Here is a 15,565-nt window from a genome sequence, read left to right on the forward strand (position 1 = left end):
TTTAAAAGCTTGTTTTTTAAACAAGCTTTATTTTAATCATCAAATTTTTGTCCTAAAATATTTCCATTTATATCTGTATAAACTTTCATATTATTATTAAATTTAAATTTATAACCATTAATTTCTTTGCTTACTTCTATGATTTGTGCATTTGCTTGAGAAGCTTGAACTTTAGAAATTAAATTAGTAGGTAAAAAACCAGTTGGAATAGCTTTATAATTTCCATCAATTTCTTTCCATTCTCCATTTATAATAAAATCAATTTCTGTGCCATCATTTAAAGTAACATCAAAAGAATCAATATCTTTTTTTACAAGAGCTATTTGAGTTCCTTTAAAATAAGTTTGGATAAATTTTTGAGCATTTTGTGGTAAAGAATCAACTGAAACAACCATATCAGCATAAAGTATTGCCGCTGTAGCTAAAATTGCAAAAAATATTTTTTTCATAAAAAACTCCTTAAAAATTTTTGATTGGATGAATTATAATGATAATTTGTGAAGTGAATATAAAAAGAATGAGCAACAGTTAAAGTAAAAAAATATCAATAAATTTTTGTTATTCTTATTAAAAATATAAATGAAATGTTTTTTATTATTTTTAATTTTAAAAATTTTTAAATAAAAATTATAATAAATTTTGATAATAGATATTAATTTTAAATTTAGAGTTATTTTAATATAATCATAAACTACAAAATTTGGAGTTTTTTATGGAATTTTTAAAAAATTATATAGATTTAATTATTTTTGTAGTTTTGGGCTTTATGGCTTTTATAGCACTTTGGTGTGTTATAGAAAGAATATTATTTTTCAAAAAGCTTGAATTTGGTGATTATAAAAATCAAGAAAAATTTGATGATGCAATAAGTGAAAATTTAACAACACTTTATATTATTTATTCTAATGCACCTTATATAGGGCTTTTAGGAACTGTTATAGGTATAATGATAACTTTTTATGAAATGGGTTTAGCTGGCAGTATAGATGTAAAATCTATAGTTATAGGACTTTCTTTGGCGCTTAAAGCAACAGCTTTAGGGCTTTTGGTAGCCATTCCTGTTTTGATTGCTTATAATGCTTTATTGCGTAAAGTATCACTTCTTAGCAATTCTTTTAGAATTTATAATGAGAATAAAAATGATTAAACTTCCAAAAAATGAAGGGTTAAACATAGTTCCTTTTATCGATATTATGCTTGTTTTGCTTGCTATAATTTTAAGTATTTCTACTTTTATAGCACAAGGAACTATAAAAATTAATCTTCCATCAAGTCAAAATAGCATAAATATAAACGATAAAGAAGAAAAAATTTCTATTGCAATTAATGCGCAAAATATTTTTTATATTGATGATAGAAAAATAAGTTTAGACGAGCTTAAAAATACTATTGATAATTTAAATCCTAAAGTTATAGTAGAATTAAAAAGTGATAAAGATGCTAAATTTGAAAGTTTTGTAAAAATTATTGATTTATTAAAAGCTAAAAATCACGAAAATTTTCAAATTTTAACTGAGAAAAAGAATGATTAATATATTGAAAAATCATAAGTTTCAAGCTTTCTATCTTTCTTTTTTGTTTTTTTTGCCTTTATTATTTTTATTATTTTCTAGTATTACTTTATTTAAAATAGAATTTAAGAATCAAGAAGTATTTTCTCTTTCAATGAGACAATTTACTATAAATTCTTCTCAAGATAATATTATCCAACAAGAAAAAGAGAATATCCCAATTCCACCTATCCCACCTATAAAAGAAAAAATTATTGAAAATCACAAACCAAAAAAACGTAAAGAATTTAAAAAAAAGCCTCTAATTAAAGAAAATCTAAATAAATTTAATGAAGCCATTGTTTCAAAAGAAATTCAAAATTTAAATTCTAATTCAATTTCAAAACAAAATATAGAAACAGAAAGTGTAAATTTTAATGACAACCATCCTTTTTTACAAGAGATTAAAAAAGCTATACAAGATTCTTTAATTTATCCAAGACAAGCTATTAAAATGCGCATGATGGGTGTAGTTTTAATTGAATTTTTATGGAAACAAGAAGGAAAATTAGAGTATTTAAAAATTATAAAAAGTTCAGGACATAAATTATTAGATGAAAGCGCTCTAAAAACAATACAATTAGCATCCAAACACTTTCCAAAATATGATAAAAATATTAAAATTTTAATTCCTATTAATTATAAGCTTAAAAATTAATTTTTATTTTAAAAATAGTTTTTTAAAAAGTCTAATAAATATAAATTTATTATTAGATTTTTGATAAAGTTATTGTAATTATCTTTTTAAGATAATTACAAAATTATTCTATAAAGCCACTAGCTATGACTTTATCATTGTCATAAAATACAGCCATTTGTCCACTTGCTAAACCATAAACTGGTTCGTGTAAAATTATATTAGCACTTTTATCATCATTGATAATTACTTTACAAGGTGTTGATTTAGAACGATAACGAATTTTTACTGCACAATCAAGCTCTTTAGCTTCTATAAAAAGATTAATATTTTTTAGATTAAAATTACTAACTTTAAGCTCTTCTTTTGTGCCTACTATTATCTGATTTTCTTTTGGTTTTATTTTTAAAACAAAATGAGGTTCATGTGCTCCGCGTACTTCAAATCCTCTTCTTTTTCCTATGGTATAGTGCATATAGCCTTCGTGTTTTCCTATAACTTTCCCGCTACTATTTAAAACTTCTCCTGGTATTTTTGTATCCATAAATTGATCTAAAACTTTAATATAAGTATCTTCAACAAAACAAATTTCAGAACTTTCTTTTTGGGTTGCAAATGATTTTAATTCTTCTATGGTAGAAGCAAAAGCTTTAACATCTTCTTTTTTCATTTCTCCAAGAGGAAATATAAGATATTTTAGAGCCTCTTTATCAGCATTAGCTAAAAAATAACTTTGATCTTTACTTTCATCAAAAGCTACTTTAATATACCCATTTTCAATTCTTGCATAATGTCCCGTAGCAAGTTTTTCACAACCTAAGCTTTTGGCAAATTCTAAAAGTTTTCCAAGTTTAATAAAACGATTACATAAAGCACAAGGATTAGGTGTTTTTCCTTCTTTATAAGTATTAACAAATGGCATATAGACTTTATTTTTAAAATCCTCTTGTAAATCTAAAATATGATAAGGAATATTTAAAAAATTTGCTACTTTTTGAACTTTTTTGATATTGTCTTCGTGATAATTTGGTTTTCCATGAAGCTTCATATAGCATCCTATTACTTCATGACCTAAATTTTTAAGTTTATAAGCAGTTACTGAGCTATCTACTCCTCCACTCATTGCGACTAGAATTTTCATAATTGTTCCTTTAAAGTTTGAATGATAAAATCTAAGTCGTCAGTGATTTTATACTTTAACTCATCTCCTTTTGTAATAAGATTACATTCAAGCAAAGAATTTCTGACGAATTCATCAAAGCTTTGCCAAAAATCTTTCCCAAATAAAATAATAGGAACATCTTTTTTAAAACCGAGTTGTTTTAATGTAATTATTTCACATAATTCATCTAAGGTTCCAAAGCCGCCTGGGAAGATCACAAAAGCTAGACTCTTTTGAATAAGAGCCATTTTGCGTATGGCTAAGCTCTTAAAAGTGATATTATACTCTATAAAATCATTAAGTTTTTGTTCAAAAGGTAAGAAAATATTAAAACCTACAGATTGTATAGGAATTTTATTATTTTTATTTTTAAAAGCGCCCTCGTTGGCTGCTTTCATAATTCCTCCACCTCCACCACTAATAACACAAAAATCATTTTCAACACACTTTTGTGCTAATTCTTTGGCTTTTTTATAATAAATATTATCCTCTTTCAATCTTGCTGAACCAAAAAAAGTTACAGCTTTTTGAAAATTAGGGATATTTTCAAATTTTTCAATATCAAGTTTTACATTTTTCATTTAAGTTGTTCTAATCTTTCTTTTTTGCTTCCTATTTCAGTTACTTGAACTCCAAAATTTCCATCAACTATAACAACTTCTCCATAGGCAATTCTTTTTTCTCCAATTAAAATTTCTAAAGGATCATTAGCCAATTGATTAAGCTCTACAACAGAACCTATATCCATAGTTAAAACATCTTTTAAAAGCATTTTTTTATTACCTATACGCACACGTACTGGAAGTCTTACATCCATAATAAGATTAATATTTCTAAGTTCTTCGCTTAGTGCGATTTTTTTATCGTTGTCTTTAGAATTTTCTACACTATCGGTACTATCATCTTCTTTTTTCGTGAGTAAATTATAAAAGCTTTTATCCATTACTAAAGAGATTTGTTCGTTTAAATCTTCTATTTTTACATCATAAAGATAAACTTTAATAAAATCTTTAAGTTCTGGCTGATCAGAATTAAATTTACAAGAATTAAAATTAAATTCTAATTTCGGAATTTCTTTTTGTGCTCCTAAGCTTGTAGAGAAAGCCGAAATAATATTTTGTATAGCTTCTTTAGCTGCATCCATTTCATCATCACCGAGTTGATCATTTTTGGTGATTTCTTCTTCCCCCATCATCCATTCACCAATTGCACTCATTAAAACAGCACTAGCTAGAATTCCTATTTTACCTGTTGGGTTCATATTAAAATCTACATATACTAAAGGAGGTTTTAGAGTATCTTGAGTTGAAATATCAAATTCTTTATATTCGCTAAATTCTGCGCTTTTTCCTGTTAAACCTTCTATTGTGCTTATACATTCATTTGTAAATAGTTTTAAAAATTCATCAATCATATTTCTTCTTCCTCTTCCTGAGTTTCTTCTTGATCATAAACATTAGCTTTTGCTTTTCTTTCTTCTTCATATTTTTCGAGAATCTCTTTAATTTCATCTTTGTCGGTTCTGATAAGTTCTAAAATTTTAATTGATTTTCTAAAACGATGCAAACCAATTTGTGCTAAAAAAACTTCTTTTTTATCAATGCAAACTATTGCTTTATCATCTGCCTCTCTATCAAGGCGTAAAATATCTCCTTGATTAAGCTCTAAAAATTCATGCACACTAATTAATGTTTTTCCTAAAATAGCTTCATAAACAACTTCAGCACGACCAATAAGAGTTTTTAATTCTTTATTGCGAGATTTTTTAGCTGAGGTTTCTCCCATCATAATATCACGATTTGCCAAACGAGAAAGAATAGATTCTAAATGCACAACTGGATAGCAAATATTTACCATACCACTTGAGTTTCCTATAATAATCTCCATTACAACCATAATAACAATTTCATTTTGAGAAACTATTTGAACTACATTCGGGCTAGATTCTTTTGCTTCGATACTAGGATAAATTTCAGTAACACTTGCCCAACTTTCTTTGAGTCTTTGCATAATAATACGCAAAATAGAATCCAATAAATTAAGCTCTATATCTGTAAGCTCACGTGAAGCTTCGTAGCTATCTCCTTGACCCCCCAAGAGTCTATCGATCATTGGAAAAGCAATACTTGGATTAATTTCTAAAACGCAATTACCATCTAAAGGTTTAATAGAAAAAACATTAAAGCTTGTTGGACTCGGTAAAGACATTAAAAATTCACCATAAGTCATTTGATCAACGGAGTGAAGTTTAGTTTCTACTATACTTCTCATCATAGATGAAATTTGAGAAGCAAGATTTCTTGCTAATTTATCATGAATACCTTTAATTGTTCTTAATTGTTCCTTAGAAACTCTATTAGGCCTTTTAAAGTCATAAACGACTATATTTCTTTCTTCTTTATCTTCTTTATTATTAGAAGATACTGGAGTATCCGTATTATCATCTACAACTTCAAGTAGAGCATCAATTTCTTCTTGAGAAAGTATTTCAGCCATTAGGCAAGCCTTTCTCTTATTTTTTTAAGAAGTTTTTTGTGAATTTGAGAAATTCTACTTTCGCTAATTTGTAAAATTTCACTTATTTCTTTAAGATTGAGCTCTTCATAATAGTAAAGTTGAATTATTAACTGATCGCGTTCTTTTAAACCTTCTAAAATTTCATTAATTTTTTCTAAAAGTTCATCTTTTTCAATTTTTTCTAAAGTATTATCTTCATTATAAAGTTCAATTTGTTCATCTAAAGGAAGGGTATAGCTTATTGCATGAGCAGTTCTTACTTCTCTAACTTTTTCTATATCAAGATCTAATTTTTTAGCCAAGTATTCATCATCAGGCTCACTTTCGTATTCTTGATAGTATTCATCTATGAGATTATCAATACTCTTAATAATCTTTCTATTATTACGACTCATTACATCTAAGCTTCTTAAATAATCAAGCATAGATCCATTTACTCTTTTTCTTGCAAAACCCCAAAAATTATCATTTTGTTCTTTATTATATCTGCGTGAAAGTTTAATCATTTCTTCAACACCGGTGCTAATTAAATCATTAACATCTATGCTTGAAGGGAGTTTTTCTTTGAGTTTAAAAGCCATAGCACGTAAAGCAGGCATATAAGCTACAACAAGATCATCTTGTTCTTTTTTAATTATTTGCTCATAAGCTTTAGGCGGCTTTTTTAGCATTTTTACGTCTTTCCTTTGGATCATTCTTTTTAAGACTTTCTCTTTCCTGATTAAGTTTTTCTAAAATTATATCCATTTTTTTCTCGCGAATAATTAAATCATTGATAATATTATTGCTGGTTTTTTCATAATCATTTTTATTAAAAATACGACCGCTAATTTTTTTAATATCAATAAAATTCATTATAGCAATATGTGCAAAAATATAAAAAGCAAAAGTAATAAAGCATGTAAATAAAATAATATCAAAAGCTTCATCTACACTAATAACGCTAAATGAAAGTCCTATAAAAAAACCACAAACAGTAAAAAATGCTACGTAATTTTCAGTTCTCATATTTTCTCTTTTGTTAAAATCTTTCTATAATTTTTCTAAAGAAATTTGAAAAACTTCTATTTGAGACATTGTTAAGCACTTTTTGTTCCAATCTATATAAAAGCTTTGAAGCAAGAGCTTTAAGCTCATCACTTGAGTTTGTATTATCATCAGTAAATAAAGTTCTTTTTTTGATACTTGAACTTACATCCTTACTATTTGATAAAAATCCTAAAAATTCTAATTTTAAAGGATTTTTTATATTTGCATCAGCAACTTTTTTAATATTTTCAAAGACTTTTAATCCCTCATTTTCATTTTTAACCATATTAAAAATCATTAATAAGTTTTCTTTAGTTTTAGAGGTGGTTTTAATAGTTGCATAAGCATCAGTAATTGCTGCTGGATCGGGAACAGTTACAATTATAACTTCATCTGACATTTCTAAAAAATTTAAAATATTACCTCCAATTCCTGCTCCTGTATCAATAATCAAAAAATCAAGCTCATCTAAAATACTTGTTTGATTTAAAAATCTTTCATAAATATTTTTATCATTATATTTTAATATTTCATCCCCGCTTTCTCCAGGTATAAGCCATAAATTTGGTTTTACTTCTATTAAAATATCTTCTAAGGAACATTCGCCTTTTAAAACATGCAAAAGATTTTTTTGAATACGTATATTTAAAATTACATCTAAATTTGCTAAGCCTATATCTGCATCAAAAAGACCTACTTTATAGTTATTAGAAGCTAAAACATTTGCTAAATTAGCACTTATTGTACTTTTACCTACTCCGCCTTTTCCGCTTGTAATTGAAATAAAATGTGTATTTTTGGATTTTCTTTTTCCATTTTCATTCATTAAATTTTTTAATTTATTAGCTTGATTATTCACTTGCTTTTCCTTTAAATCCTTCTAAAATACAACGCACTAAAAAGTCGCTATTTGCAACTTCTAAATCATCAGGAACTTCTTGACCTATAGAAAAAAAACTAAGAGGAATATTTGTTTCATAAATTAAAGAAAAAATATTACCAAAAACCTTTGTTTCATCAAATTTTGTAATAATAAGTGTATCGATATTTAAAAAAGAAAAATTTTTATAAATTTCGATCAAATCTTCATGTTTTGTATTAGCTGAAATTACTAAATTCACATCAATTTGTGCATTAGAATGAGATAAAAATTCTTTGGTTTTTGCTAACTTATTTTGATCATATTGAGAATTTCCTATAGTATCAACTAAAATCACTTCGCAATTATTTAGGCTTTTAATAGCTTCATCCAAATCTTTTGGTTCTATGCTATCAATAATAGGCAATTTCATCATTTTTGCATATTGAAATAATTGTTCCACGGCTCCAATTCTATAAGTATCTAAAGTAATAATTCCGGTTTTATAGCGTTTATCTCCATAAGCATAGCGAAAAGCAAGCTTCGCTAAAGTTGTGGTTTTTCCAACTCCTGTTGGGCCTACTAACATCATAATTTTTTGTTTTTTAATTTCACTTTCTACACGACAAGGCAAAATACTGCGTAAAAGTGAATAAAAATATTTTTGCACAGCTTCTTTATTGGTTTTCATAGCTGTTGGCATATTTTCAATAGTTGCTTTCATAATAGCTTCTAAATGTTCTTCTTTCATACCGCTTTCTTTAGCTTGTTTATAAATACTGGCAAATTCTGGCGGTATAACAAGATTTTTTCTTGCTTCAGCTTTATCATCCCACATCATATCAACAAGCAAATTCATTTTATCATTAAGTTTATTGATTTGCTTTTCAAATGATTCTATTTTTTTATTGTAATTTGGAGTCACCTCATAGTTTGGTAAAGGTGTATTAGTTACTTTTGAAATTTCACTGCTAACTTCTGATAATTTTTCTTTAATATTTTCAAGATTATTTTTTGGAAATTTTTCTTTTATAGGTTGAGTTTTTAGATTGGATGAAAAATCCAAAACTACATCTTCATCTTCTAACTTCTTTGAAATTTTTGATTGTTCTATTTTTTGATTTTGATAAGAATTAGCTTGTTTAGTTTGTTTATTTGGTAAAGTTTTACCCATTTTTTTAAGATGTTCTTCATAGTCTGATTCTTCTATGGCTACCATTACCTCATAAATCCCTTTGCGATTAATGGTTTTTGGCCTTATTTGTTTATTGGTTATAATTAAAGCTTTATCTCCATAGTCTTGCTTGACTTTAGGTATAATTTCTTCAGTATCTTCAACGGTAAAGGTATGGATAAGTTGTCCCATTAATTTTTCCTTTATAATAAGCCCATAGGCAAAATCACACTTATTCTATCTTTTACTCCAATATGAGGAACCTCACACCAAGAATCTTTTCTTACTTTTTGTGAAAAATATAAAAGATCAAGGTCTAAAGTTCTTGGAGCATTTTTAAAAGTTCTTTTTCGTTTAAATTTTAACTCATAATAAAGTAAAATTTTTAAAAGAGCTCTCGCGTGCAAATTAGTTGCAATAATCATTATAGCATTTGTAAAATCTTTTTGCTCTGTAAATCCAAATGCTTTATTAATTAAAAAAGGAGAGGTAGCTAAAATCTTAATTCTTTTATCATCTAGAAGTTTTCTAAAAAAAATATCAAAACGTTTTTTTTCAGGTTCTATATTACTTCCAAGACCTATAAAAGCATAATATTTTTGTTTAATTACCCCTTTATTACAATAAGGAAAAAAGCGACTTTTTTCAAAGCGCATTGCTCCATTAATTTTTAACATTTTGTTGGTTTTGTTGCTCTTTAATTTTTTGAATTTGATCACAAATTTGTAAAACACCCATTAAGGCAAGATGATATCCAAAAGGTCCAAAACCTACTATACTTCCTGAACAAACAGGACTTAAAAGGCTTTTTTGTCTAAATTCTTCTCTGCGATAAATATTAGAAATATGAACTTCTATAGTTGGTAAGCCAACTCCAGCAATTGCATCTCGAATCGCAATAGAAGTATGAGAGTATGCTGCAGCATTTATAATAATGCCATCAAATACACCTAAACACTCTTGAATTTTATCTACAATTTCACCTTCAAAATTGCTTTGAAAAAAATCAAGCTCAACATTATTTTGAGAAGCAGCAATTTTCATTTGCTCATGAATTTCATCCATTTTCATTAAGCCATAAACTCCAACTTCTCTAAGACCTAACATATTGATATTTGGTCCTTGAATTACCATTATTTTCATAGTTTAAACCTTAAAAGTTAAATTCTTTAATTTAATATTATAACATTTTAAAATAAATTTTTGTTACAATTATAATTTTGAAAGGAAGGTATGAAAATAATTTATAGTGATAAAATATTTTTATGCAATGAAAAATTCAGTATTTTAGAAAAAAAAGCTTTGGCTTTTAATGAACAAATTATTGCTATAGATTCTTTAGAAACCTTGCAAAAAAAATATCCTAAAGCAGAACTCATAAAGTCTCACAAACATACTCTTTTGCTTCCTTCTTTTATCAATCCTCATACTCATTTAGAATTTAGTGCAAATTCTTATACTTTACATTTTGGAGAATTTTTAATTTGGTTAAAAAGTGTTATTAATTCAAGAGACGAACTTAGCAAAGAAGCTAAAAATAATTTGATTCTAGAAAAGCTAAACTGGATGCGTAAAACAGGGACAGCGACTATAGGCGAAATTTCAAGTTTTGGAAGCGATTTAAAACCTTGCGTTAAAGCAAGTGAAGAAGGAATGCGTATAATATTTTTTAATGAGATTTTAGGTGTTAGCGAAAGTCAAATTCCTAATAAAAAAGAAGATTTTTTAAAAAGATTTCAAGATGCATTAAAATATAAAAGCGAGTTATTTATTCCAGCAATTTCAATCCATTCTGCTTATTCTACCCACCCAAAGCTTGCTAAATTTGCTCTTGATTTGGCAAAGAAGCAAAATTTACTTGTTAGCACTCATTTATTAGAAAGCAAGGTTGAAAATTTTTGGTTAAGATTTGCAAAAGGGAAATTTAAAAACTATTTAAAAAATTTTACTTCCAATCCAGCACCATTTTATAATGTGGATAATTTTTTAAAACTTTTTAAAGATGTAAGAACGCTTTTTACTCATTGTGTTTATTTAAAAGAATGGAAAAATTTGGATATAAATTTGCATTCTATAACACATTGTGCTTTTTCAAATCGTCTTTTAAGCACAAGGAGTTTAAATTTAAAACAAGCTTTAAAAAGTGGTTTAAATATTCATCTTGGTACAGATGGATTAAGTTCAAATATCTCTTTATCTATGCTAGATGAAATGCGTGCTAATTTACTTATACATAAAGATTTTAATCTTTTAGAATTGGCAAAAAAACTTATTTTAATGGCAACGCTTTATCCAGCCAAAGCTTTAAATTTAGATCTAGGCGAAATTAAGGTCGGAAAAAGTGCCGATTTTAGTCTTTTTGAAATTAGAGAATGTGAAAATTCACAATTACCTTTGCAATTTATTCTTAATGCAAAATATGTTGAAAAATTATTTATCAAAGGAAGAGAATGCAAATTTTAAAATGTTTTTTTAATTTTTTTGGAAATGTTATTAAATTTATCAATACCTATTTTAAAACTTTTGTTTTTTTGTTTATTATTCTTTTAATTCTTATGCCAAATTCTACTTCAAAATCAAGTTTTGCAAATTTAGAACGTATTGATTTAAAAGGAGAAATTTTTGATAGTTCAAAGGTTTTAGAAAGGATTATCAATGCAAAAAATAATGACAATATAAAAGGAGTACTTTTTGTTATAGATTCTCCAGGTGGATCTTTTGCGCCAAGTATGGAGCTTGCTTTAGCTATTAAAAATTTAAAAGAGAAAAAACCTGTAATTGTTTATACAAGCGGAACTATGGCAAGTGGAAGTTATTTAGCAGGAGCAAGTGCAAATAAAATTTTAGCTAATCCTGCAAGTTTTATAGGTTCAATTGGTGTTATCATGCAAGGAATAGATATAAGTGAGTTAGCAAATACGCTTGGCATTAAAGAGCAAAGTTTGCAAGCTGGAGAATTTAAAAGTGCTGGAACTTTTACTAGGGCTTGGACTGTTGAAGAAAAAAAATATTTACAAAATTTAATCAATCAAAGTTATGATCTTTTTACAGGTTTTGTGGCAAAAGAGCGTGATTTAAATCTTGATAAAAAAGATGCTTGGGCTAATGCAAGGGTATTTTTAGCTAAAGAAGCAAAAGATTTAAAGCTTATTGATGAACTTAGTGATTATGAGAGTGCTAAAAAAGAGCTAGAACATTTAGCAGGGATTAAAAATCCTATTTGGAAAGAAGAGGATAAATTAGATAAATTTTTAGAAAAATTAAGTGTTGAAAGTTCAAGTTTTATAAGTAAGACTTTAAATAATACTCTAAAAGGTATAAATTTAAATACCTTTTAGACCAGTTTATCTATAAGTTTTATTTGATTAAAATCTTTGTTTAAATTTAAGCTTAAATTTTGCAAAGATTTTTCTTGTAATTTTTTAAATTCTTTAGGGTTTTGCATTTTTAATTTTTCTTGCTCAGCTGCATTTAATGCATTTAAACCTTTTTCTTGTGCTTTTTTGAGTAAATCTTCTTTATTGTCATTTGTTTTGATTTTATCCTTTTGTTCTTCTTTATTTATTTTTTGAGGGTCTATTCTATCGGTAACTTTTTGAGTTCCATTTAAACTTTCTCTAAGTTCGCTTAATAATTCTCTATTGCTTTTAGATTTTTCCTCTCCAAGTTCTATTTTTCCATCTTTATCAACATCTTTATCAATTAAAAAATTAAGCTTTTGTGTGATTGAAGCATTATCATTTATAACATCTCCTTTATTTTTACCAAGACTTTGTAAGCTTTGGTTTATGGTAGGAGTATCTTTTTTAAAAAACATTGTAGTATTATTTTGATAAAAGCTAGAATTTATTTTTTCATTACTAAGATTAAGAGCAGAGTCAAACCAAGAAGCAACGAAATTTTGAGCTTCGGCATTTAATCTTATACTACCATCTTCTTTTGTTATATAATTTGTATAAGATCTGAAATTTTCTTGCAAACTTTTAAAATTTTCTTGACTTAAATTAATAGCTATTAAATTTTTATTTTTGTCTTCAAAAATCACTTTTATCCCATCCATTTTTTCGCTTGAAATTTGCAAAGGAGTGGTATTTTCATTTTTTAATTTAACAAGCTCTTTTTTTTCTATATGCAGGTCTTGATAACTTAATAAAGTGTTTTGAGAATCAATCCTAGTAAACATAAATCTTCCTAAAATTTATTTGCATTTAGCAAATAAATTAAGACGACACATTCGCCTTTGATGATTGTTTAATAAAGAATTACATTTTTCAAGTTTTGTTTCAAAATCGGAGCATTTTTTAGATATATTTGTTTTGATATTTTTAAATTCTGCATTTAAAAAAACTACGCTTAAAACGGCTAAAACTAATAATTTTTTCATTTTTGCTCCTTTTAAGTTTATAGCTTTATTCTATATCGATTAAACTTAACTATTTTTTAACTTTTCTTCTAAAAAATATTTTATTTTTTCTTGAGAATAATTTTGCAAAATATAAATTTGTTTATTAAGAAGTAAAAGATTAATAAGATTCATAGTTAAGAGTAAAAAACCTAAAAGTATTAAAAAACAATTAAGCATATTAAAATGATTTAAAATTGCAAGTGTGATAAAAAATACATTTAAAAAACATAAAAAGGCAAAATTTAATAAATGATTTTTTTTTGCTTTTTTAAAATTGTTATGATTATTTGAGTAATTATTAAAAAGTATGATTTTTTTCCCAAGATTTGAGATTATAATTTCATCATTTTCTTTAAAAATATCAGGGTTTTTATCACTATAAATAAAACTTTCATCATAAGAATTTAATTTATCTTTTCTAGCTTTAATTTTATAAAAAAAGTTTTCTTTTTTTTCTAAAATAATTTCTTTTATTGTTAAAACCCTTAAATCTGTTTTTGCATATAAAAAAGTATCAAAGCTCATAAATGCCATAGCTATCTTCTCCTAAATTAGCTTTAAAAAGTGGGTTTAAATTTAAAGATATTTTGATGTTTTCTTTATCATTTAGTGTTGAGCTTTGGAAGATTAAAAACATATCTATTTCATCTTTAAAGGTCTTTAAAAAACTTTCTCCGCCCTCATACATTATAAATTTTGTTTCTTTTGGAATATGTGTATAAATTTTGCGATTTAAAACTTTAAATAAAGGGATATTTTTATCAAATTCTTCTAAATTTTTATGAGTTTTTATGCAAATATTAGGAGCTTTACCTTTGCAAAGTCTTGCATCAAGTATGGGCTTATCCACTCTTATGGTATTGCCACCAACTACAAGAAGATCAATTACGGATCTTATTTTATGAGCATAAGTGCGACTTAATTCATTGCTTACTATTTTACCATAGGGCGAGCCATTCATAGAAAGAGCAAGTTTAAAAAGTTTAAATTGTTCTTTTTGCCATTTTAAAAAAGGTTTTAAAAGTTTTTTACCTTCTTCTTCTAAAATTCCAAACTCAACCTCAACACCTTGTTTTTTTAAATACAAAGCCCCATTACTTGCTATTTTATTTTCATCTTTAACACTTATAAAAACTTTTTTAAATTTAAGTTCGCTAAAAAGTTTAGCACAAGGAGGTGTTTTTCCTTGATGAGAACAAGGTTCAAGTGTTACAAAAGCTATACTATCTTTAAAAATTCCTTGATGATTTTTACAAATAAATTCGTGTAAAGCATTAGGCTCTTTTGGTAAAGAAATTTCAGGTTTTAATCTTTTAAATGCTTCGCTGATAGCATTTAACTCTGCGTGATTACATCCTGCTTTTTCGTGAGCTTTAATGCTTAAAATTTTTTCATTTTTATCTAAAATAACACAACCTACAGCTGGATTTGGGTAAGTTAAAAATTGATATTTCCAAGCTTCATTTAGAGCCAATTGCATATAAAAATTTTTCATTTTTTTAAAGCTTCTTTATCAATAACTTCAGCAAGCATTTTTGGCATTTGTTCTAATATAAAATTATAACTTTGTTCTTCATTATAAGAATCTAGTGAAAGCTTTAGTTTGATTTTTTTGCTACTTACTATTTTTCCTGTAATGGCATTAATAATTTTAAAATTAATAAGGGCATTAGCACTTCTTGTTTTTGTTATAAAAAAATTTGTTGTATTGATATAAAATTCATTCAAATTAATTACGATTAAAAAATCTGTAATTTGTGAGTAGATTTTGTTTTTATCTTTTTCATATTTTAAAAAATCAGAAATATTTAAAATATGGAATTTATTATCTATACTAAACAAATCAAGATATTTTTTATTTTGATATATTCCATTGGCTTTAGAATTTATAAAGCAAAGTTTTGAATTTAAGAAAAAATTTTTCATAAATAAAGAAGAAAATTTATCAGCTTTAATATAAATTTGATTTAAGGCTAGGCCAAAATGAGGTTTAAAACCTACAAGTATAGCAAAATCAGTTTTTAAATCTTTAAGATTATTTTCTTCTTTGTTTATTTTTGAACTATTAAAAAGAGCTTCTTGTTTATCAATATCTATTAAATTGTTTTGTTTTAAATCAATGATTTCAAATGAATCTTCATTTGATTTCATATTTAAAATTTTTTTCTGTGAAAAATCATTGGATAGTAAAATATTAAATAAAAAGAGAATTAAAAATAAAATTTTCATTTT

Annotated in this window: 21 protein-coding genes; 5 read left to right on the forward strand and 16 right to left on the reverse strand. The window is 26.0% G+C overall.

The features are described from left to right. Nucleotides 1–32: 32 nt before the first annotated feature. Nucleotides 33–449, reverse strand: a complete 417-nt coding sequence (locus GQV94_RS01420) for a PepSY-like domain-containing protein (protein WP_200169198.1) — start codon at nt 447–449, stop codon at nt 33–35. 263 nt (nt 450–712) lie between these two features. Here GQV94_RS01420 and exbB point away from each other — a divergent pair, with 263 nt between their 5' ends. The 3 genes from exbB to GQV94_RS01435 are packed head-to-tail and all read left to right on the forward strand — an operon-like array spanning nt 713 to nt 2,208. Continuing rightward, nucleotides 713–1,147, forward strand: coding sequence for a TonB-system energizer ExbB (gene exbB, locus GQV94_RS01425; RefSeq protein WP_200169199.1), 435 nt, complete (start codon nt 713–715; stop codon nt 1,145–1,147). Further along, complete coding sequence (gene exbD, locus GQV94_RS01430; protein ID WP_200169200.1) at nt 1,140–1,532, forward strand: TonB system transport protein ExbD; 393 nt, start codon at nt 1,140–1,142, stop codon at nt 1,530–1,532. Before exbB ends, exbD begins: the two co-directional genes overlap by 8 nt. A gap of 52 nt (nt 1,533–1,584) precedes the next feature. Next, nucleotides 1,585–2,208 (forward strand): energy transducer TonB, encoded by a 624-nt coding sequence (locus tag GQV94_RS01435; RefSeq protein ID WP_200169201.1) that lies wholly within the window; start codon nt 1,585–1,587, stop codon nt 2,206–2,208. 103 nt (nt 2,209–2,311) lie between these two features. On the opposite strand, the gene mnmA is transcribed toward GQV94_RS01435, so the two are convergent. From mnmA to aroQ, 10 genes are read right to left on the reverse strand one after another with little or no spacing between them, the layout of a single operon-like run. Then, nucleotides 2,312–3,328, reverse strand: coding sequence for a tRNA 2-thiouridine(34) synthase MnmA (gene mnmA / locus GQV94_RS01440; RefSeq protein WP_200169202.1), 1,017 nt, complete (start codon nt 3,326–3,328; stop codon nt 2,312–2,314). After that, complete coding sequence (locus tag GQV94_RS01445; protein WP_200169203.1) at nt 3,325–3,930, reverse strand: TIGR00730 family Rossman fold protein; 606 nt, start codon at nt 3,928–3,930, stop codon at nt 3,325–3,327. The genes mnmA and GQV94_RS01445 overlap by 4 nt, the downstream gene beginning before the upstream one ends. Then, nucleotides 3,927–4,763: a flagellar motor switch protein FliY gene (gene fliY, locus GQV94_RS01450; RefSeq protein WP_200169204.1), complete on the reverse strand. Its 837-nt coding sequence runs from the start codon at nt 4,761–4,763 to the stop codon at nt 3,927–3,929. Before fliY ends, GQV94_RS01445 begins: the two co-directional genes overlap by 4 nt. Beyond that, the gene (fliM, locus tag GQV94_RS01455) at nt 4,760–5,845 is read right to left on the reverse strand and encodes a flagellar motor switch protein FliM (RefSeq protein ID WP_200169205.1); all 1,086 of its coding nucleotides are present in this window, start codon (nt 5,843–5,845) and stop codon (nt 4,760–4,762) included. Before fliM ends, fliY begins: the two co-directional genes overlap by 4 nt. Further along, entirely contained in the window at nt 5,845–6,537 is a 693-nt protein-coding gene (locus GQV94_RS01460) for an RNA polymerase sigma factor FliA (protein ID WP_200169206.1), read from the reverse strand. The genes fliM and GQV94_RS01460 overlap by 1 nt, the downstream gene beginning before the upstream one ends. Next, nucleotides 6,518–6,874 (reverse strand): hypothetical protein, encoded by a 357-nt coding sequence (locus GQV94_RS01465; protein WP_200169207.1) that lies wholly within the window; start codon nt 6,872–6,874, stop codon nt 6,518–6,520. The genes GQV94_RS01460 and GQV94_RS01465 overlap by 20 nt, the downstream gene beginning before the upstream one ends. A gap of 13 nt (nt 6,875–6,887) precedes the next feature. Next, nucleotides 6,888–7,754 (reverse strand): flagella biosynthesis ATPase FlhG, encoded by an 867-nt coding sequence (flhG, locus tag GQV94_RS01470; protein ID WP_200169208.1) that lies wholly within the window; start codon nt 7,752–7,754, stop codon nt 6,888–6,890. Then, nucleotides 7,747–9,120 (reverse strand): flagellar biosynthesis protein FlhF, encoded by a 1,374-nt coding sequence (gene flhF / locus GQV94_RS01475; protein ID WP_200169209.1) that lies wholly within the window; start codon nt 9,118–9,120, stop codon nt 7,747–7,749. The genes flhG and flhF overlap by 8 nt, the downstream gene beginning before the upstream one ends. 11 nt (nt 9,121–9,131) lie before the next feature. Further along, nucleotides 9,132–9,605 carry a 2-amino-4-hydroxy-6-hydroxymethyldihydropteridine diphosphokinase gene (gene folK / locus GQV94_RS01480; protein ID WP_200169210.1) on the reverse strand — a complete coding sequence of 158 codons (474 nt, stop codon included), beginning with the start codon at nt 9,603–9,605 and terminating at the stop codon, nt 9,132–9,134. Continuing rightward, nucleotides 9,592–10,071, reverse strand: a complete 480-nt coding sequence (gene aroQ, locus GQV94_RS01485) for a type II 3-dehydroquinate dehydratase (RefSeq protein WP_200169211.1) — start codon at nt 10,069–10,071, stop codon at nt 9,592–9,594. The genes folK and aroQ overlap by 14 nt, the downstream gene beginning before the upstream one ends. 90 nt (nt 10,072–10,161) lie before the next feature. Between aroQ and mqnF the strand changes: the two genes are divergently transcribed. Then, complete coding sequence (mqnF, locus tag GQV94_RS01490) at nt 10,162–11,391, forward strand: aminofutalosine deaminase family hydrolase (RefSeq protein ID WP_200169212.1); 1,230 nt, start codon at nt 10,162–10,164, stop codon at nt 11,389–11,391. Next, nucleotides 11,379–12,266 carry a signal peptide peptidase SppA gene (sppA, locus tag GQV94_RS01495; protein WP_200169213.1) on the forward strand — a complete coding sequence of 296 codons (888 nt, stop codon included), beginning with the start codon at nt 11,379–11,381 and terminating at the stop codon, nt 12,264–12,266. Before mqnF ends, sppA begins: the two co-directional genes overlap by 13 nt. On the opposite strand, the gene GQV94_RS01500 is transcribed toward sppA, so the two are convergent. Genes GQV94_RS01500 through GQV94_RS01520 form a run of 5 tightly spaced genes read right to left on the reverse strand, consistent with a single transcriptional unit; the run spans nt 12,263 to nt 15,562 of the window. Then, entirely contained in the window at nt 12,263–13,111 is an 849-nt protein-coding gene (locus GQV94_RS01500) for a hypothetical protein (RefSeq protein ID WP_200169214.1), read from the reverse strand. The two genes, sppA and GQV94_RS01500, sit on opposite strands and share 4 nt — an antisense overlap. 15 nt (nt 13,112–13,126) lie before the next feature. Continuing rightward, complete coding sequence (locus GQV94_RS01505; protein WP_200169321.1) at nt 13,127–13,312, reverse strand: hypothetical protein; 186 nt, start codon at nt 13,310–13,312, stop codon at nt 13,127–13,129. Between the two features lie 45 nt (nt 13,313–13,357). After that, nucleotides 13,358–13,867 carry a hypothetical protein gene (locus GQV94_RS01510; RefSeq protein ID WP_200169215.1) on the reverse strand — a complete coding sequence of 170 codons (510 nt, stop codon included), beginning with the start codon at nt 13,865–13,867 and terminating at the stop codon, nt 13,358–13,360. Further along, nucleotides 13,848–14,828, reverse strand: a complete 981-nt coding sequence (gene ribD / locus GQV94_RS01515) for a bifunctional diaminohydroxyphosphoribosylaminopyrimidine deaminase/5-amino-6-(5-phosphoribosylamino)uracil reductase RibD (protein ID WP_200169216.1) — start codon at nt 14,826–14,828, stop codon at nt 13,848–13,850. Before ribD ends, GQV94_RS01510 begins: the two co-directional genes overlap by 20 nt. Beyond that, nucleotides 14,825–15,562, reverse strand: coding sequence for a hypothetical protein (locus GQV94_RS01520; protein ID WP_200169217.1), 738 nt, complete (start codon nt 15,560–15,562; stop codon nt 14,825–14,827). Before GQV94_RS01520 ends, ribD begins: the two co-directional genes overlap by 4 nt. Between the last annotated feature and the right edge of the window lie 3 nt (nt 15,563–15,565).

The sequence above is a fragment of the Campylobacter sp. TTU_617 genome (assembly GCF_016599045.1).
In the GTDB taxonomy this organism is placed as follows: domain Bacteria; phylum Campylobacterota; class Campylobacteria; order Campylobacterales; family Campylobacteraceae; genus Campylobacter_D.